We start from the raw sequence: 17,265 nt of genomic DNA, 5'->3' as shown, positions 1-17,265 counted from the left end.
CCAGCTAGCGTGGCGGGTGTCCACCGGAGCTGGACCCTGCCGTTCGGGCCGGGCCAGCGGGTTCGAAGGAGTGAGTTGCCATGCGTGTCGCCCTGTCCAGCAAGGCCCGTCGCTGCCCCCTCAGAGTCGTCCTCGGCGCTGCCGCTGTCGCCACCCTCGCCGCCACCAGTGCGTGCTCGACCAGCTCGTCGGCGAAGAGCGCCTCCGGTGGTCCGAGCAGTGGAGGGGGCTCGAAGGTGATCCAGGTGGTGGCGGCGGAGAACTTCTGGGGCAGCATCGCCACCCAGCTCGGTGGTGCCCACGTGAAGGTGACGAGCGTCATCACCAACCCGGACACCGACCCGCACTCCTACGAGCCGACCGCCGCCGACGGCCGCACGGTCGCGGGCGCGGACTACGCGATCACCAATGGCATCGGCTATGACGCCTGGTCGGACAAGCTGCTCTCCGCGAGCCCCGCCTCCGGCCGCACCGCGCTCAAGGTCGGGGACCTGCTGGGCAAGAAGGAGGGCGACAACCCGCACCAGTGGTACTCGGCGGAGAGCGTCACCAAGGTGATCGACCAGATCACCGCCGACTACAAGAAGATAGACCCGGCCGACGCGGCCTACTTCGACCAGCAGAAGCAGACCTTCACCACCCAGACCCTGGCCAAGTACAACCAGCTCGAAGCCGACATCAAGACGAAGTACGCGGGCACCCCGATCGGCGCCTCGGAGTCGATCGTCACGCCGCTCGCGGAGAGCGTTGGCCTGAAGATGCTGACGCCCGAGACGTTCCTGGACGCGGAGAGCGAGGGCACCGACCCGACCGCCGCCGACAAGGCCGCCATCGACCAGCAGATCTCCGGCAAGCAGATCAAGATCTACGTCTACAACTCCCAGAACTCCAACCCCGATGTCGTGGCCCAGGTCAACGCGGCCAAGGCGCAGGGCATCCCGGTCGCCCAGGTCACCGAGACCCTCGCGCCGGCCGGCGCCACCTTCCAGGACTGGCAGACCCAGCAGCTGCAGGGCATCGCGGACGCGCTGAAGCAGGCGACGGGCAAGTGAGCATCCACCCGATCGAAGAGATCCGTACGGACATGGAGCGCACCGCGCCTGGCGGGGAGCCGGTGCTGTCGCTGCGCGGGGCCGCCGTGCGCGTGGGCGGCCGGACGCTGTGGTCGGGTGTCGATCTGGCAGTGAGGGCCGGGGAGTTCACCGCCGTGCTCGGCCCCAACGGGGTCGGCAAGTCCACCCTGGTCAAGGTACTGCTCGGGATCCTCCCGGCGGCGGCCGGCGAGGTCCGCGTGCTCGGCGCGGCACCCGGCGAGCGGAGCACCGCGGTGGGCTACCTGCCGCAACGCCGCAACTTCGACGCGAGCGTCCGCATCCGCGGGGTGGATGTGGTGCGGCTGGGCCTGGACGGGGATCGGTGGGGGGTCCCCGTCCCGGGCCTGGGCCGGGCGAAGCACCGGGCGGCGCGTGAACGCGTGGAGCAGGTCGTGGAGCTGGTCGGCGCCAGCGGGTACGCGCACCGGCCGATCGGTCAGTGCTCGGGCGGTGAGCAGCAGCGACTGCTGATCGCCCAGGCGCTGATACGCCGTCCCCAAGTGCTGCTGCTGGACGAACCGCTGGACAGCCTGGACCTGCCCAACCAGGGCGCCATCGCCGCGCTGCTCGGGCGGATCTGCCACCAGGAGGGCGTGTCGGTGGTGATGGTCGCCCACGACGTGAACCCGATACTCCACCACCTGGACCGGGTGGTCTACATCGCCGAGGGCGGCGCGATGGCCGGCACCCCGGCCGGGGTGATCACCTCCAAGACGCTGACCCGCCTGTACCGCACGCCCGTCGAGGTGCTGCGCACGGGCGACGGGCGGCTGGTGGTGGTCGGCCAGCCGGAGGCCCCGGCCGTCCACACCGACCGGCACGGCGAGGGAGGTGGTGGGGATGCCGCTGGCATCTGACGCCTCATCGCCAGTGTTCTCCTGGGACCTGGTCGCGGACTTCCAGGACATGTGGTCGTACCTGTACATGGTGAACGCGTTCCGGGCCGGCCTGATCGTGGCCGTGGTGTGCGCGGTGGTGGGCTGGTTCATGGTGCTGCGACGGCAGACCTTCGCCGGGCACACGCTGTCGGTGGCGGCCTTCCCGGGCGCGTCCCTGGCGATCCTGCTCGGATTCTCCACCACGCTCGGCTACTTCGGGTTCTGCGTCGCCGCCGCCCTGGTGATAGCGGCGCTGCGGCGCGGGGGCCGGGAGAACGGGGCGGAGGAGTCCGCCGTCACCGGTACGGTCCAGGCGTTCGCGCTGGCCTGCGGCTACCTCTTCATCAGCCTGTACAAGGGCCTGCTGGAGGGGCCGGCGGCGCTGCTGTTCGGCGACTTCCTGGGCATCACCACCGGCCAGGTGGTGACCCTCGCGGTGATCGGCGCGGTGGTGCTGGTCGTGCTGGCGGTGATCGGGCGTCCGCTGCTGTTCGCCTCCGTCGACCCGGAGGTGGCCGCCGGGCGCGGCGTTCCGGTCCGGGCGCTGAGCGCGCTGTTCCTGGTGCTGCTGGGCGCGGCGACGGCCGAGGCCAGCCAGATCACCGGCACTCTGCTGGTGTTCGCGCTGATGGTGATCCCGCCCGCGACCGCCCAACAGCTCACCTCCAGGCCCGGGTTGAGCCTTGTGCTGTCGGTGGTACTCGGCCTAACGGCGTGCTGGGCCGGGCTGATCGCGGCCTACTACCAGCCGTATCCGCTGGGCTTCTTCGTCACCGGCTTCGCCTTCGCCGGATTCGTCCTCGCGCACCTGATCCGCTTCGCCCGCGAGGCCGCCAGCCGCACGCGCACGCCACTCGCGATCGGAGGTGTGGCATGAGCTCGGTGATCACCCAGGCGTTCTTCCAACACGCCCTGCTGGCCGGGGCGTTCATCGCGCTGGCCTGCGGCCTGGTGGGCTACTTCCTGGTGTTGCGGGCCCAGATCTTCACCGGGGACGCGCTCAGCCACGTCGCGTTCACCGGCGCGATGGCAGCCCTGGCCGGCGGCTGGGACCTGCGACTCGGGCTGTTCGCCGCGACCATCGGCGTAGGGCTGCTGATCGGCGGGCTCGGCCGCCGGGGCCGGGCGGACGACGTGGTGATCGGCAGCGTCTTCGCCTGGATCCTGGGTCTGGGCGCGTTCTTCCTCACCATCTACACAACCTCCCGCAGCGGCGCCCAGGGCGGCGCCGGAACGAGCGTGCTGTTCGGCTCGATCTTCGGCCTGCACGGCAACCAGACCACCGTCGCGGTCGCCATCGCCAGTGCGGTGTGCGTGCTGGTCCTCCTCATCGCCCGGCCGCTGCTGTTCGCCACCCTGGACGAGGCCGTGGCCGCCGCCCGCGGCGTGCCGGTACGGCTGCTCGGCTTCGGCTTCCTCGCGCTGGTCGGCGCGACCGCCGGCGAGGCGACCCAGGCCGTCGGGTCGCTGCTCCTGCTGGGACTGCTCGCGGCACCGGCGGGCGCGGCGATCCGCCTGACCGACCGCCCGTTCCGCGCGCTCGGCCTCTCCGCTGGGCTCGCGGTGGCAGAGATGTGGGGCGGCCTGCTGCTCAGCGCCGCCGCACCCGAACTGCCGCCCAGCTTCGCGATCATGGCCACCGCCAGCGCGGTCTACGCCGCGACCTTCCTCATCCGCCCCCGTCGTACGACTCTCCCGGCAGCGGCCTGACCACCATGTCGCAACGGGGGAACAGCACGAACGACACACGGGTCTCCGCCCTCACGGGGGCATTCGACCGCGGGGCAGCCAACGCCGCTCGGCCACCGGCCCTACCAGGTGAGGTCGGACTGATCGGGAGGCCGACGCCGCAGCGCACCGAAGTCCTGCAAGCCCTGGCCCACTGCCAGGAGTTCATCAGCGCCCAGCTGCTCCACGCCGGGCTGCTTGCGGCCGGCTCGCGCGTGGGTCTGAGCACCGTCTACCGCACCCTCACCGCACTTGCCGCAGCCAGCCGCGCCGACGTGGTCCGCGACGCCAACGGCGAGCGGCTCTTCCGCTATCGCCCCGACGACGACCACCGCCACTACCTGCTCTGCCGCCAGTGCGGGATCAGCATCCCGGTGGACGCCGGCCCGGTCGAGACCTGGGCCGACCAGATCGCCCGAACCTCCGGTTTCGCGGACGTCCAGCACACCGTGGAGCTCGTCGGGATCTGCACCAGCTGCACTGCGGCGCGGGCCGACAACTGAACTCCCGGACCGGGACGGAGCTACCCGGGACGCGCTCGCCCCAGCCGCACCAGCTCCACCGGTAATGTGGTCCCCTTTCTCGCGGGCAGGGACGCCCGAGCGGTGTGGCCGGCGCCCGGCTCGACCGCCCCGGCAGACAATTCACTTGCTGATTCGGCCCGCTGGCCGATGGTTCCTCCAGGAGCAGGACGGCGCGGGAGGAAGGCAGATGACGAATCCGAGCGGACTTCCCGACCTCGGCGACCGCCGGGCCGAGCCCACGAGGCATGAACTCTCCGAAGGTACGGCTGGACTGCCTTGTGAGGTCGACGGCGCGCTGTCCTCCAACCGATGGGCGATGCTCGACACCGGATCAGCGACAGTGAAGCTCAGGCTCTACGAAGCGGCTTCGCTGCGCCACTGCTGTCTGCTCCTTGGGGAGCTTGCCCAGGCCGCCGACAGCGGAGCCGAGCTGACCGTCCGGATACTCGGGCGGTGCCTGGTGGAGGCATTCCTCCGAGCGCTCTATCTCCACTACGGCGGCCACGACGCTCTGGTCCGCATCGCTCAGGACACGCTGCATCAACACGTCAAGATGCACGAGAACATCCAGAACTCCAGTCAGCGCCTTGCCAGGGACCGACGGGCAGCTCGGAAGCGTCTCGCGAAGATCCGGGCCGCGAACAGGGGAATCGCCCGCAGAACGCCGAGCAGCCGAGCAAGGCGCCGCTGCCACTCCACCTCGAGCCGTACGTTCCCCGGCTGGCGCCGAGCGGGCTCGACCTGAGCGCCGTAATCGCGGAGTTCGGCGCACTGACCCCGCGGGCGCTCACCGTCGTCGAGACCGTCGACGCGCTGACGAACCTCGGGCCCGAGAAGGGATTCAGCAACGAGGACCTCACGCCGATGTACCACCTGTACCGTGGCCTGTCCGCCCGCGGAATACACCCGTCGTTCGCGGTGTACGAGTCGTACCTCCTTCACGGGCACTTCGTCCGCACCGCGCCGGACCTCGGTCCACCGGCCATGACGAACGCCATCTGGGAAAGCGTCCTCTATTATATGACCGCCTTCCTGGCCGGCCGTCTCCTCGCCGACAACGGACACCCGACACCCATCGCCGACGCTCTGTGCGAGCGACTCGCCCCAGAGCCCGACGGCAGCGCAGCCTGGCGCTCCCGGTAACCGGTTCCCCTCCTCCGAGGTACCCGGCGGGTGATGCCGACGGCGGCGCAGCGCTGTTCGGTGAGGGCACGGATACGGGAGTTGGCGGCGGCGCCGCCGACCATGACGAGGGTGTCGATGCCGTGGTCGGTGCAGGCGCGGACGGCTTTGCGGGTGAGGGTGTCGGCGATGGCCTCGTATGTGCAATAAGCGGGCCACGTACCGCGTCGCACCGTTCACCCGCGGATGATTCCGCCGACATTTCGGGTGGATTCAGAAGACGTCGGGGCTGCGGCGTTCGACGAGGGTGACGTCGCGCCAGATGCCGTAGACCACGCCCAGCACCGAGCGCGCGCCGACCCTTCGGCCGTCCAAGGGTGAGCCGGCGCGGTGGTGGTGTGCCCGGCGGTGGGTTCGCGCCGTGGGCGGCTTGGGCGCGCTGGGTGGGCTGCCCACGGGCGCGTGCGAATCTGGGGGTCCGTTAGCTGGAGGAGAGTGCTTGGAGGGTGCCGGGGCCGTGGGCGAAGCCGGGGTCGATCTGCTGGGCCAGGTCTTCGCCGGTGCTCTCGTTGGCCCAGGCTGCGGCGTTCTTGAGGTGGAAGGCGACGGCCTGGGCCTGGAAGTGCTGCCAGTCCTGGGGGCGGGCGTCGACGGCGGCGTGCAGCCGGTCCAGGGCAGCCCGGTTGGTGTCCTCGAGCTCGGTCAGTGGTGCGTGGCGGCCCTGTTCCTGGGCGCGCACGTAGGGCGAGTGTTCCAGGCAGACGAGGAGGTCGTCGCCGACGTGGCGGCGCAGGAAGTCGATGTCCTCGGGGTCGGTGATCTTGTTGCCGACGACGGCGAGCGGGACGGCGTGTTCGGCGGCGTAGTCGCGGTACTGGCGGTAGACGGAGACGCCCTTGCGGGTGGGTTCGGCCACGATGAAGGTCAGGTCGAAGCGGGTGAACAGGCCGGAGGCGAAGGAGTCAGCTCCGGCGGTCATGTCGACGACGACGTACTCGTCGCTCTGGTCGACGAGGTGGTTGAGGTAGAGCTCGACGGCGCCGACCTTGGAGTGGTAGCAGGCCACGCCGAGGTCGTCCTCGGTGAACGCGCCGGTGGCCAGCAGGGTGACCGCGCCGGCAGGTCGGGCGAAGCGCTGGTGGATCGGGTCGTCTCCGGCGGGCCGGAGCAGGCGTGAACCTCGTCCGGCCGGGGTGGTCTTGACCATGGCCGCGGCCGAGGAGATCAGCGGGTTGGTGCCGCGCAGGTACTCCTTGATCTCCGGGAGGTGCTCACCGAGGGCGGGGAGAAGGAACGCCTGGTCCTCGCTCATGCCGAGGGCGACGGCCAGGTGCTGGTTGATGTCGGCGTCGATGGCGACCACGGTGCGCGCGGACGCGGCCAGGTGACGGGCGAAGAGTGCGGACAGCGTGGTCTTGCCGCTGCCGCCCTTGCCCACGAAGGCGACCTTCACGGGGGGCTCACGTTCTATCGAGGATGAAAACCATTGCAGTTAACGACTGTGGGTGATGAGCTGACGCCATGTCAAGTTGCGCGCTTGGGCGGGGTGGCGAGGCCTGGAGCACGCCCTCGCCGGAGGCCCCGGCATCGCCGTCCTCCCGGCTGCCCTCGACCTGCACCGCATCACCCCGCCGCGCGCACCGGCCATCGCCTGCGCCGGACGCTGCTGCCCCATCGGTTGCCCGCCGCGCACCCCGCGGGCGGGCAACCCGCTACCGACCACCGCACGGGCCCATCGCACGGAAAGGACGCACGATGGGGCACGCCCCGGGCATGCTGGCAACCGCCCCACCTCGCTGGACCCCGCAACCGCAGAACAGCTCGCGGCCACCCTCCAGGCTCTCGCCGCCCCCTCCTCGCCCGCCTCCGCCAAGGCGCCTGTGCGGCAACCGAACTGGCCGCTGCCTCTGGTACGGAACAGTCGGCCTGCTCCCACCAGTTGTGCCTGGTCCGCAACCTCGGCCTGGTCACGGCGAGACGCCAGGGCCGCAGCATCGTCTACGCGCTCTACGATCACCGCGTCGCGGAACTCCTCGACCAGGCCTTCGCCCACATCGAACACCTGCATGCGCGGTGAGTGTCGGTGCATGTCGCCCGGAGGGCGGCGTATGCAGTACGTCGGCCGGATCTCACCGCTGAGGTCAACACGGCAGATGGCCCGGGTGTCTGTCCCGTATGAAAGCCCTTCGGGCGAGCTGAGCCCGTGCTACTCCTGGGTGTGTCGGATGGCGTCCAGGACGATGTGGGCGACGTGCTCGTCGGTGAGGGTGTACTCGATCTCGCGGGCCTGGCGGTGGGCGGTGACGATGCGGGAGGCTCGCAGCACCCGCAGGTGCTGCGAGACCAGGGGCTGGCTCACGCCGAGGGCGGTCACGAGTTCGTGGACGCGTTTGCCGCCGTCGGCCAGCTCGCGCACGATACCCAGCCGGATCGGGGAGGCCAGCGCGCGTAGCAGGTCGCTGGCGGCCTCCAGCTCCGGTCTGGGTCGCCCCGACGACGTGATCGCCAGCCGGCGCGCGGTGCCCGAAAAAATCTTCGCGGTCCGGGGCAACCTTTCCCGGAGCGGTGACAACCGGGTGATGTCCGGACAGGCGGTCCGGTCAGAGGCAACGGCTGAAAGTGAGCATCGCCATGTTCTCTCGCCCATCCACGTCGCCGGAGGCGTCGCCCGGCGGCCGAGCCCGCCGTGGTCGCGCGTCGTTCCGCTCGGCCGTTCCGGGGCAGCGGCAGACGCATCGTCGCCGTCGGTTGTACCAGCGCCGGGGTTTCTGGGCGGCCGTCGGCCTGGCGGTCGTGGGCGGCTCCGTGGTTGTGGTCAACACGGCCTCGGCGGGCACCACCGTGGACACGAACGCCTGGTACGTGCTGGTCAACCGCAGCACCGGCGAGGCGCTGGACGACTTCGGCTACGGCGCGTACGACGGCGCTGCGGTGGCGCAGTGGAGCCGCACCGGCGATGCGAACCAGCAGTGGAAGTTCCTCGACTCGGGTGACGGGAACTACCGGCTGCAGAACCGGTACTCCGGCAAGGTGCTGGACGACTACGGCTGGTCGAAGACCGAGGGCGCCGAGCTGGTGCAGTGGCGCGACCTGAACGGCGCCAACCAGCAGTTCCACGTGGAGAAGTCGTCGGACGGCTACGTGCGTCTGATCAACCGCTTCAGCGGCAAGGCCGTCGAGGTCCCGGGCGGCTCCAAGGCCGACGGGAGCCACATCGCCCAGTACCACGACTGGGCCGGCGCCCAGCAGCAGTGGCAGCTCGTCCCGGTCGGTAGCGGCAACGGCAACGGCAGCGGGAACGGCAGCGGCAACGGGAACGGCAGCGGCAACGGGAACGCGGGGAGCTCCGGCGGCACCTCGGCGAAGAGCTTCATGGGCAGCAACACGGTGCTCATCGGCGGCTCGATGTCCGACGCCTCGGCGAACGCCGCGCCGTTCGACGTGCAGTACGCCTATGTGCACAGCCAGCCCGCACCCTCGTCGGACTACTACACGGCGGCCCGCTGCCAGGACGCGTGGACGGGCTGGTGGGGCTGCTGGAACGGCAGCACCACGGCGCCCGGCACGTACGTGACCTGGCGGGACGCCAAGGCGGCTCAGGAGACCTACCAGGGCAAGCCGCGCCCGCAGAAGTTCCTCTGGACCTGGTACTCGCTGCGCGACCTCGGCGACGCGGCGGGCCAGGGCGACGGTCCGGGCGAGGTCAAGGCCATCAACAGGGCCGACCTGCTCACCCGATACCTGAACGACTACCGCTTCTTCCTCCAGAAGATCGGCACCTCGCACGACATGATCGACCTCGAGCCCGACTTCTGGGGCTACGTCCGGTCGCTCGGCGACCCGCACCAGGTCGCCGCGCAGGTCACGGCCGCGGACCCGACGGACTGCGGATCGCAGGAGAACAGCGCCGCCGGACTCGCCCGCTGCCTGATCGACATGGCGCACAAGTACGCTCCGAACACCGCCGTGGGAATGCACCTGTCCTGCTTCGACTGGCAGCAGAACACCCCGCAGTGCGTCAAGGACTACGCCCACCTCGGCGCACAGAACGCCGACTTCCTGGCCACCGACGTGTCGGACCGCGACGCGGGCTGGTACGCGCAGCCCGCCCACGGCGGCCTCGACAAATTCTGGACCGACCAGAAGGCCGCCGCCCAACTGTCGTTCTACAAGACGATGGCCGAGTCCGTGGGCAAGCCGGTGGTCCTGTGGCAGATCCCCGTGGGCAACATGGCGCAGAACAACACCCTCAACCACTACAAGGACGACAAGGTGGACTGGTTCTTCGCGCACATGGACCAGGTGGCGAACGCGCACATCGCCGGTCTGCTGTTCGGCGCGGGGCAGCAGGAACAGACCACGGCTGAGACCGACGGCGGAAACCTGATCAACAAGACGATCGCGTACCACAACTCGGGCGGCACGCCGCTCAAGTAGCCGCACGCAGCCGGTCGGCCCACCCTTCGACGGGGCCGCGTTCATCCCCCCGTCGTCCCGCCGAGCACTTCTCGGCCGGTGCCGACCGGCTGCCGCCGCCCGCGGGCGCCGGCCGTAGCGTCGGCAATCTGCTTGACCGTTGACACACGACCGCCACGCCAACTCAAGGGTCGTGACCTGGTCGCGGGCTCGCAAGGCTATGGCCGGGGCCGGGTGAACAACCCCTGCTCGGTCTCGACCAGGATCCCGCGCTCGACCAGCCGCTTGAGCTTCAGCCGGGCGTTGTTGATGTTGCTGGGCGTGAGCTCCACGTCCATCGCCTCGCATACTGCTCGGGCCCGCATCGGGGCGCCGGGCCGCGGCGAACACCGCCACTATTCGCAGATCCCGTCCCCGCGCCGGACGACCTCGGGCCTGGAGTCGCCACGCCACCGTGCTCATATTCCCGGACCTGGACACGGGCAACAACACCTACAAAGCCGTCCAGCGCTCGGCAAGCGCGATCGCCATCGGACCGGTGCTGCAAGGACTGCGCAGACCGGTCAACGACCTGTCACGCGGTGCCCTCGTCCAGGACATCGTCAACACCGTCGCCATCACCGCGATCCAGGCACAGGGGCGGAACCCAGAGCCCGGCCCGTCGACACGTTGAGGTCCGCGGCGTCGGCGGGGGCGACCGAGCTGTGACTGAGGGACGGCCGCGCGGTCGCGGCCGTAGGTAAAGCGTGTGTGTGACGCGGTGAAACGTCGCGAGGAGGACGGCACCCATGGATCCAAGCAGCGGTTACGCCGTGGCCTCGCCGGTGGACCAGTATCTGGGCTTCCGCTCCCTCGCGTGCGGCGACTACGGGTTCGACGAGGACGGCGCCGACGGCCACGACCGCCACAACAGTCTCATGCACCTGATTGCGGAGACGACAGGTCATCGGCCTGATGGCTGCTCGTACCTCACGGCGAGGGCGTCCGTGGTCGCCAACGCCGGGGAGCAGGTGCCGATGGTCGACGGCTCTCCGCTCCCCGGCCCTTCTCGCCGGGGATGACCCGTAGCCATGCGGAGGTCCGGTCCATCCCCCACTCTGGAACGGAGGGGGCGAAGGGAGTAATGGGATGCAGATCGTTGTGGACCTCACACGCTGCCAGGGCTATGCGCAGTGCGTGTTCCTCGCGCCGGAGGTGTTCCAGCTGCACGGGCAGGAGGGGCTCCTGTACACCCCGGCCGTTCCCGATGACCAGCTGGGGCGCGTGCGCCAGGCCGCGGCGGCGTGCCCGGTCCAGGCCATCCTCCTCGGCAAGGAGGTGAGCCCCGGTGGCCGCTGACCTTCGAGAAGGCCGGATCGTCATCGTCGGCGCGTCGCTGGCCGGGTTGCGGGCCGCCGAGGCGCTGCGCGAGGAGGGCTTCACCGGCTCCCTGACCGTGGTCGGGGACGAGCCCCATCCGCCCTACGACCGGCCGCCGCTGTCCAAGCAGGTCCTGCTCGGCCAGGTCGCGGCGGACTCCACCGCTCTGCCGATGCGCCGGGACCCGGACGCCGACTGGCGGCTCGGGGTCCGCGCCACCGGCCTGGACCCTCTCAAGAAGCGGGTGGTGCTGGCCGACGGCGAATCGTTGCCGTTCGACCGGCTGCTGATCGCCACCGGCACCCGGGCCAGGCCCTGGCCCAAGGCGGGGGAGGCCGCCCTGGACGGAGTGTTCACGCTGCGTACCCGCGAGGACGCCGCCGGGCTGGCCGAGCGGCTGGCCGCGGGGCCGCGGCGGGTCCTGGTGATCGGCGGGGGCTTCACCGGCTCGGAGATCGCCTCGGCCTGCCGGGAACGCGGTCTCGACGTCACGGTCACCGAACGCGGCCCCGCCCCCCTGGTGGGCGCGCTCGGCGGCACCTTGTCGAAGCTCGCGGCCGCCATGCAGCGCAACAACGGGGTGGACCTGCGCTGCGGGGTGACCGTCACCGCCCTGCGCGGCGACGGGAACGGCCGGTTCACCGGTGCGGACCTGTCCGACGGTAGCCGTGTGGAGGCGGACGTGTGCGTCGCGGCCCTGGGGGCGGTCCGCAACGTCGAATGGCTGGCGGACTCCGGACTGGCAGCAGGCCCGCGCGGGATCGCCTGCGACGCCGGGTGCCGGGCCTTCGACATGTACGGCATCGTCACCGACGACGTCTTCGTGGCCGGTGACGTGTCCCGCTTCCCCCACCCACTGTTCGGCTACCAGATGCTCTCCCTGGAACACTGGGGCAACGCGGTCGCTCAGGCCGAGGTGGCCGCCCACAACATGGTCAATCCCGGACCCCTGCGCCGCCCCCACCTCGCCCTCCCGACGTTCTGGTCGACCCAGTTCGGGCTCAACATCAAGTCCGTGGGCGTTCCCACCTTCTCCGACCACGTGGTCATCGCCCAAGGCACGCTGGAGGAGCGTCGCCTGGCGATGGTCTACGGCTACCAGGGCCGGGTCACCGCCGCGGTCACCGTCGACATGGCCAAGTCACTCGACTACTACGCGCACCTGATCGAGACCGCTGCCCCCTTCCCACCCGCGCCCGGCGCGTCCGACCGCCCGCTCGCGGCCGAGATCCCGCTCCCCTCCGACGTGCCGGATCCGAAGGGTCTCTCCCACGGCCCCACCGTCGCGCTCACCGGCCACCTGCCCGACCGCCGACTGACCGTGGTCCAGCCCACCTGACCCACATCCCGCCCAACCACGAGGAGCCCCGCCCCATGGCCGCCGCCGATACCCTCCTGGAACGGATCACCGACTACGCCAACCGCCCCAACCCCTACCCGCTCTACACGGAACTGCGCGAAGCCGGTCCCGTCGTGCGGCAGGCGGACGGCAGCTACCTGATCGGCACCTACCACGAGATCACCGCGCTCCTCCACGACCCACGCATCAGCGCCGACCCCCGCAGCCTCGCCACCCCGCCCGAGGGGGCGCCGAAGCCGCCGTTCCTACGGCTCGACGACCCCGAGCACCACAGACTGCGCAGCCTGGCCATGCGACCGTTCGGCCCACCGCACAGCCCCGGCCGCATCGACGCCATGCGCGGCCAGATCACCGAAGTCACCGAGGAACTGCTCCAGAACCTCCAGGACCGCACCCAGATCGACATCGTCGACGACTTCGCCTACCCACTGCCCGTCACCGTCATCTGCCGACTGCTCGGCGTCCCCCAGGAGGACGAACCACGGTTCCGGCAATGGTCCGACGCGATCGTCGCCTCCGCCGACGTCAGACCCGACGAGGAGGCTTCCGCCGAGCGGGACCGGGCCGGCGAGCAGGCACGGATCGAGATGGGCCAGTACCTGGTGAACCTCGCCGAACAACGCCGCGACCATCCCACCGGCGACATGCTCTCCGCCTACATCAACGAACCCGACCCGGCCATGCGCCTCACCCGCGAGGAACTCGCGGAAACCGCCGTACTCCTCCTCATCGCCGGACACGAAACCACCGTCAACCTCATCACCAACGGAGTCCTCACCCTGCTGCGCCACCCCGACCACCTGGACCGGCTGCGCCGCGAACCCGACCTGCTACCGGCCGCGGTGGAGGAGCTGCTGCGCTACGAGCCCCCGGTCCACATGCGCCAACGCATCCCCCTCGCCGACGTGGACATCGCCGGCACCATCCTCCCCAAGGGCACCTCCGTCGTACTCGCGCTGGCCTCCGGCAACCGCGACCCCAAGCGGTTCCACGATCCCGACCGGTTCGACCCCACCCGCCCGGACAACCAGCACTTCGGCTTCGGCAGCGGCATCCACCTGTGCTACGGCGCGCCACTCGCCCGTATCGAAGCCCAGGCCGCGCTCGGCGCACTGATCCCCCACCTCCCCAGCGCAACCCTCCTCCAGGACCCACCCCCCTACCGGCACGCCGCCATGCTCCGCGGACCCCGCCACCTCCCCATCCGACTCTGACCGACCACAACGCTGCCCGCGACCAGTTCTGGCGCCCGCGCAGAGGCCCCAACACTGCGGGCACCGGAGAGAGTATTGACGTCCAGGTCGCACGGTCCGCCCCCGGGCGTGTTGCCGCCAGACCGGGGCGTACTTGTAGCCGACCATCTCACGATCTTCTCGCCTGCCCGGCAACGATCCAGTGGCAGGGCCGGGCATAGCTTGCCCGGCCCGATCTCACAGAACATTTGTCGAACGACGTCAACTGCCGGCGACAGGTAGTCAGTCCCAGCCGCCGTAGCCGCCGTAGCCGCCGTAGCCGCCGTAGCCGCCGCCGTCGCCGCCGTGGCGCCCGAAGTCGTCAAAGCCCCGGCCGGACCTCCACCGCACGGCGGCGGCCGCAGGACAGGTCGCATGGGCGTCCCGCCCGCGTGTACGAGCGACGCGTCGAGGGCAGACATGCGCAGGACCAGGTTCCAAGAGGTGCTGTTGCTGGTCAGGTTGCGCTTCTCGTGGCCCTTGCGAGGTGTGGTGTCAGCCGATGGTGAGTGTGCGGTCGCCGAAGTCGGCGACCATGCGGAGCTGGCCGCCGAGTGCTTCGACGTAGGCGCGGATCGTGGCGATGGCCGCGGTGTCGAGTGCCCCGCTCTCGAGTCGGGAGACGTTGGGCTGGGTGATGCCGATGATCTCGGCGACCTCGGCCTGGGTCAGGTCCTGCTCGCGGCGGATCTCGGCGAGGCGGTAGGCCCGGACCTCGGCGTCGAGCTTCTCCCGGTGTGCGGATACCCGCTGCGGGTCGGTGACGACGTTCGGTCGTACGTCCTTCCAGGACTTCATGGCTTGCCCTCCTCGATGGCCTTCAGGTGCCTGCTGAACCGCTCGTCGGCGATGGGAATGTTGATCTCGTACCACTCCCGCCACGCTCCGGCCTTGTCGCCCGCCACCAGGATGATGGCCTGGCGCTCAGGGTCGAAGGCGAACAGGATACGGATCTCTCCGGGCCCCGTCGTCCGTGGACGGAGCTCCTTCATGTTGTGGTGTCTGGAGCTGTGGATGCGGTCCACCAGCGGCTGGCCGAGGGTCGGGCCGTCCTGCTCGAGCTTGTCGATGGCGGCCGCGACCTCGTCGGCGGTCTGCGGGTGGTGCTGTGCGAGGTCCAGGAGCCATTCCTCGACCTCGCTCTCCAGTGAGACTTCCCATGCCACCGCCCCAGTATGCGCTTCAGCGAATATGCGCTGCAAGTTATTCCCGGAACTGGTCAATCGACACAATCCGTTGACCTGCGGGTACATCCAGTCGGTAGGTTGGCCGTTCCCGCAGCTGTGAAGATCATTTCCCAGCGTCCTGGTCGACGCGAGCCAAGCGGAAGTCGCTTGCAAAACTGGGGGAGATCGCCTGTGCCCGCCGTCGAGGAGGGGAGGCATCCATGCCGGCTGGTCAGCTGGCGATCAGGTCGGTGTCCTGGAGGGTGTAGTTGATGCGCAGGAGAAGGAGGGCGGTGTCGTCGGCGTGACTGCCCGAGGGCGTGGCCTGGTCGAGCAGGGCGACTGCGATGCCGTCCAGGAGGTCTCCGGCCTGTGAGAGCGTGGCGGTGAGTTTGGCGATGTTGGTGTCGAGGTCGGTACCGGGGGCCTCGATGAGTCCGTCGGTGTAGAGGGCGAGCACGGTACCGGGCGGCAGGGCGACCTCGGTGGTGGGGTAGGCCGCTGCGGGATCGACGCCCAGCAGGGGCCCTGGCAGCAGGGGGACGATGTGGGTGCGCGTGTCGGGGTGGCGGAGGAAGGGTGGGTGGTGTCCGGCGGTGGCCAGGTGGGCGCTGTGGTGGGAGAGGTCGAGGTGCGCGTACAGGCAGCTGGTGAGCAGGTCGGGGTCGAGGTCGGTGAGCAGCCGGTTGGTGCGGGCGAGGACTTCGCCGGGGGTGGCGCCGGCGATGGCGTAGGCGTGGACGGCGGTTCGGACCTGGCCCATCAGTCCCGCGGCGCTGACGTTGTGGCCTTGTACGTCGCCGATGACGGCGGCGGCTTCGGTGGTTGTCAGGCGGATGAGGTCGTAGAAGTCGCCGCCGATGTCCATGCCGTGGCTGGCGGGTAGGTAGCGGGCGGCCACGTCCAGGCCGGGGATCGCCGGGAGGGTTTGGGGTAGCAGGCGGTCCTGGAGTCCATGGGCGAGCTGGTGTTCGGCGTCGTACTGCCGTGCCCGGTCCAGGGCCTGGGTGATCAGGGCAGCGAGGGTGATGAGGATGGTGCGCTCGTCCGGGGTGAAGGAGTGTGGGCGTTCGTAGCCGAGCACACAGATGCCGATGGGGTGCCCGGAGGTGATGAGGGGCAGCAGAGCCCATGCGGCCATGCCGTCGTCGATGTCGGCGTCTGCCGGACAGGCGGCGCGGCGTTCCTCCCGGGAGGCGAAGAACGACGGTACCCCGGTGGCCAACCCCGGCACGGACGGGATGTACCAGGGCAGCGGCTGGTGGTCGAGGTGGTCCACGAACTCGGGGTGAAAGCCCCGATGGCCGATGACCTGGATGCGGCCGGCCTCGGGGACCAGCAGCAGGAAAGCCTGGGCGCGGAAGGAGAGCAGGAGATGGTCGGCGACCAGGTCGACCACGTCGCGTACGGTCGCCGCTTCGGTCAGCGCGCCGGCCAGGTGGACCAGGTGGTGGGTGGCCTCCAGTCGGGCGGATCCGGTCATTGGTTCGGTGCCTCCCGCATGCGGCACCTTGGGGGAGTGTCTGCCGCAGGTCGGGCTGATGCGCACGCTCAGGCCGGTGCGGTCCGGGTAGAGCTCGAAGTGCAGGTGGGTGTCGGGGGGCCGCAGCGCCGTGAACGAGGTCGGCAGCTGGCTGATGACCGCGTCCCGGTGGTGGTGCTGGTAGATCGGATCGTTCAGCCACGGCACCGCGTCCCACAGACGGGCGCCCAGCAGGTGCGGGACGCTCTCGCCCAGCAGCTCGGCCGCGGTGGGCTCGACGAAGGTGATCCTCCCGCGTGGGTCGAGGGAGCATCCGCCTTCGGGGAGCCGGGTGGCGAACTGCGTCGCGGCGTCACCCCGTGCCGGGCTTGTGAGGGGGACGAAACGGGGCCGGTGTCCGGAGTCGGATCCCGGCTGGAGGCGCTGCCCGGTGTCGGCGGCGTGCTGGAGCAGCGTGGCGATGCGGTCGCCGGCCGACGTGATCGCGCGGCGCTCGCCGGCCGTGAGTTCGGACGACCGTTTCGAGGACATCATCAGGGCCAGGGCGCCCCACACCACGCGTCCGCTGGCGATCGGCGCGACGGCGCTGGCGCGCGAGTACGGCAGGAGCAGGGCGACTTTCGGATAGCGGCGCGCGAGGTCTTCCCCGGAGCTCACCCACACCAGGTGACGTTCGCGTACCGCCTCGATGATGGGATCGGGGGCCGCGGTGGTCAGGCGTACGTGCCGCAGCGGTCTGAGGAACTCCGGCGGCACTCCCGCGATCGCTTCCAGGGTCAGGACCTCGCCGTCGGGCTCCAGGAGCACGATCGCCCCCGCAGACGCGCCAAGGCTCTTCACAGTGCGGCTCAGCGTCCGGTCCAGCAGATCCTGGAGGGTAACCGGTCCTTTGCCATCTGCCAT

At 70.2% G+C, this 17,265-nt stretch carries 16 protein-coding genes and 3 pseudogenes; 13 read left to right on the top strand and 6 right to left on the bottom strand.

Annotation, left to right across the window (positions count from 1 at the left end):
• Window positions 1-80: 80 nt before the first annotated feature.
• From ACFQ87_RS09800 to ACFQ87_RS09775, 6 genes are all read left to right on the top strand, one after another.
• The gene (locus tag ACFQ87_RS09800; RefSeq protein WP_380610092.1) at window positions 81-1,052 is read left to right on the top strand and encodes a metal ABC transporter solute-binding protein, Zn/Mn family; all 972 of its coding nucleotides are present in this window, start codon (window positions 81-83) and stop codon (window positions 1,050-1,052) included.
• On the top strand, window positions 1,049-1,951 hold the full coding sequence (locus tag ACFQ87_RS09795) for a metal ABC transporter ATP-binding protein (protein ID WP_380610091.1): 903 nt from the start codon (window positions 1,049-1,051) through the stop codon (window positions 1,949-1,951). Before ACFQ87_RS09800 ends, ACFQ87_RS09795 begins: the two co-directional genes overlap by 4 nt.
• Window positions 1,935-2,849 carry a metal ABC transporter permease gene (locus ACFQ87_RS09790; protein WP_380610090.1) on the top strand — a complete coding sequence of 305 codons (915 nt, stop codon included), beginning with the start codon at window positions 1,935-1,937 and terminating at the stop codon, window positions 2,847-2,849. Before ACFQ87_RS09795 ends, ACFQ87_RS09790 begins: the two co-directional genes overlap by 17 nt.
• The gene (locus tag ACFQ87_RS09785; protein WP_380610089.1) at window positions 2,846-3,682 is read left to right on the top strand and encodes a metal ABC transporter permease; all 837 of its coding nucleotides are present in this window, start codon (window positions 2,846-2,848) and stop codon (window positions 3,680-3,682) included. Before ACFQ87_RS09790 ends, ACFQ87_RS09785 begins: the two co-directional genes overlap by 4 nt.
• Window positions 3,683-3,687: 5 nt before the next feature.
• Window positions 3,688-4,203 (top strand): Fur family transcriptional regulator, encoded by a 516-nt coding sequence (locus tag ACFQ87_RS09780; protein WP_380610088.1) that lies wholly within the window; start codon window positions 3,688-3,690, stop codon window positions 4,201-4,203.
• A gap of 208 nt (window positions 4,204-4,411) precedes the next feature.
• On the top strand, window positions 4,412-4,969 hold the full coding sequence (locus tag ACFQ87_RS09775) for a hypothetical protein (protein ID WP_380610087.1): 558 nt from the start codon (window positions 4,412-4,414) through the stop codon (window positions 4,967-4,969).
• Window positions 4,970-5,375: 406 nt separating this feature from the next.
• On the opposite strand, the pseudogene ACFQ87_RS09770 reads toward ACFQ87_RS09775, so the two are convergent.
• A pseudogene (locus ACFQ87_RS09770) lies at window positions 5,376-5,543 on the bottom strand (tRNA (adenosine(37)-N6)-threonylcarbamoyltransferase complex transferase subunit TsaD); the annotation flags it as partial.
• 284 nt (window positions 5,544-5,827) lie between these two features.
• On the bottom strand, window positions 5,828-6,799 hold the full coding sequence (locus ACFQ87_RS09765; protein ID WP_380610086.1) for an ATP-binding protein: 972 nt from the start codon (window positions 6,797-6,799) through the stop codon (window positions 5,828-5,830).
• A gap of 343 nt (window positions 6,800-7,142) precedes the next feature.
• Between ACFQ87_RS09765 and ACFQ87_RS09760 the strand changes: the two are divergent.
• Window positions 7,143-7,423: pseudogene (locus tag ACFQ87_RS09760) on the top strand (metalloregulator ArsR/SmtB family transcription factor).
• Window positions 7,424-7,552: 129 nt separating this feature from the next.
• On the opposite strand, the gene ACFQ87_RS09755 reads toward ACFQ87_RS09760, so the two are convergent.
• Entirely contained in the window at window positions 7,553-7,897 is a 345-nt protein-coding gene (locus tag ACFQ87_RS09755) for an ArsR/SmtB family transcription factor (protein WP_380610085.1), read from the bottom strand.
• Window positions 7,898-8,094: 197 nt separating this feature from the next.
• Here ACFQ87_RS09755 and ACFQ87_RS09750 point away from each other — a divergent pair, with 197 nt between their 5' ends.
• From ACFQ87_RS09750 to ACFQ87_RS09725, 6 genes and pseudogenes are all read left to right on the top strand, one after another.
• Window positions 8,095-9,783, top strand: a complete 1,689-nt coding sequence (locus ACFQ87_RS09750; RefSeq protein ID WP_380610084.1) for an RICIN domain-containing protein — start codon at window positions 8,095-8,097, stop codon at window positions 9,781-9,783.
• A gap of 355 nt (window positions 9,784-10,138) precedes the next feature.
• A pseudogene (locus ACFQ87_RS09745) lies at window positions 10,139-10,435 on the top strand (phosphate acyltransferase); the annotation flags it as partial.
• A 115-nt stretch (window positions 10,436-10,550) separates the two neighbouring features.
• Window positions 10,551-10,823 (top strand): hypothetical protein, encoded by a 273-nt coding sequence (locus tag ACFQ87_RS09740; RefSeq protein WP_380610083.1) that lies wholly within the window; start codon window positions 10,551-10,553, stop codon window positions 10,821-10,823.
• A gap of 67 nt (window positions 10,824-10,890) precedes the next feature.
• Entirely contained in the window at window positions 10,891-11,100 is a 210-nt protein-coding gene (locus ACFQ87_RS09735) for a ferredoxin (protein WP_380610082.1), read from the top strand.
• Window positions 11,090-12,460, top strand: coding sequence for an NAD(P)/FAD-dependent oxidoreductase (locus tag ACFQ87_RS09730; RefSeq protein WP_380610081.1), 1,371 nt, complete (start codon window positions 11,090-11,092; stop codon window positions 12,458-12,460). Before ACFQ87_RS09735 ends, ACFQ87_RS09730 begins: the two co-directional genes overlap by 11 nt.
• Window positions 12,461-12,495: 35 nt before the next feature.
• On the top strand, window positions 12,496-13,695 hold the full coding sequence (locus ACFQ87_RS09725) for a cytochrome P450 (RefSeq protein ID WP_380610080.1): 1,200 nt from the start codon (window positions 12,496-12,498) through the stop codon (window positions 13,693-13,695).
• Window positions 13,696-14,208: 513 nt separating this feature from the next.
• On the opposite strand, the gene ACFQ87_RS09720 is transcribed toward ACFQ87_RS09725, so the two are convergent.
• The 3 genes from ACFQ87_RS09720 to ACFQ87_RS09710 all read right to left on the bottom strand — a co-directional run bounded on the left by ACFQ87_RS09720 (window position 14,209) and on the right by ACFQ87_RS09710 (window position 17,265).
• Window positions 14,209-14,511, bottom strand: a complete 303-nt coding sequence (locus tag ACFQ87_RS09720) for an XRE family transcriptional regulator (protein WP_380610079.1) — start codon at window positions 14,509-14,511, stop codon at window positions 14,209-14,211.
• Window positions 14,508-14,879: a type II toxin-antitoxin system RelE/ParE family toxin gene (locus ACFQ87_RS09715; protein ID WP_380610078.1), complete on the bottom strand. Its 372-nt coding sequence runs from the start codon at window positions 14,877-14,879 to the stop codon at window positions 14,508-14,510. Before ACFQ87_RS09715 ends, ACFQ87_RS09720 begins: the two co-directional genes overlap by 4 nt.
• Window positions 14,880-15,111: 232 nt before the next feature.
• Window positions 15,112-17,265 carry a SpoIIE family protein phosphatase gene (locus tag ACFQ87_RS09710; protein WP_380610077.1) on the bottom strand — a complete coding sequence of 718 codons (2,154 nt, stop codon included), beginning with the start codon at window positions 17,263-17,265 and terminating at the stop codon, window positions 15,112-15,114.

This window comes from Kitasatospora sp. NPDC056531 (genome assembly GCF_042794375.1).
In the GTDB taxonomy this organism is placed as follows: Bacteria; Actinomycetota; Actinomycetes; order Streptomycetales; family Streptomycetaceae; genus Kitasatospora.
Note: the sequence above shows the minus strand (reverse complement) of the source record. Positions and strands in the feature narration are given on the sequence as shown.

What these genes read in the sequence shown, in the direction of transcription:
- ACFQ87_RS09800 (WP_380610092.1), top strand. Translation starts at nt 81, where the DNA reads ATGCGTGTCGCCCTGTCCAGCAAGGCCCGTCGCTGCCCCCTCAGAGTC.
- ACFQ87_RS09790 (WP_380610090.1), top strand. Translation starts at nt 1,935, where the DNA reads ATGCCGCTGGCATCTGACGCCTCATCGCCAGTGTTCTCCTGGGACCTG.
- ACFQ87_RS09785 (WP_380610089.1), top strand. Translation starts at nt 2,846, where the DNA reads ATGAGCTCGGTGATCACCCAGGCGTTCTTCCAACACGCCCTGCTGGCC.
- ACFQ87_RS09780 (WP_380610088.1), top strand. Translation starts at nt 3,688, where the DNA reads ATGTCGCAACGGGGGAACAGCACGAACGACACACGGGTCTCCGCCCTC.
- ACFQ87_RS09775 (WP_380610087.1), top strand. Translation starts at nt 4,412, where the DNA reads ATGACGAATCCGAGCGGACTTCCCGACCTCGGCGACCGCCGGGCCGAG.
- ACFQ87_RS09740 (WP_380610083.1), top strand. Translation starts at nt 10,551, where the DNA reads ATGGATCCAAGCAGCGGTTACGCCGTGGCCTCGCCGGTGGACCAGTAT.
- ACFQ87_RS09735 (WP_380610082.1), top strand. Translation starts at nt 10,891, where the DNA reads ATGCAGATCGTTGTGGACCTCACACGCTGCCAGGGCTATGCGCAGTGC.
- ACFQ87_RS09725 (WP_380610080.1), top strand. Translation starts at nt 12,496, where the DNA reads ATGGCCGCCGCCGATACCCTCCTGGAACGGATCACCGACTACGCCAAC.
- ACFQ87_RS09720 (WP_380610079.1), bottom strand. Translation starts at nt 14,511, where the DNA reads ATGAAGTCCTGGAAGGACGTACGACCGAACGTCGTCACCGACCCGCAG.
- ACFQ87_RS09710 (WP_380610077.1), bottom strand. Translation starts at nt 17,265, where the DNA reads ATGGCAGATGGCAAAGGACCGGTTACCCTCCAGGATCTGCTGGACCGG.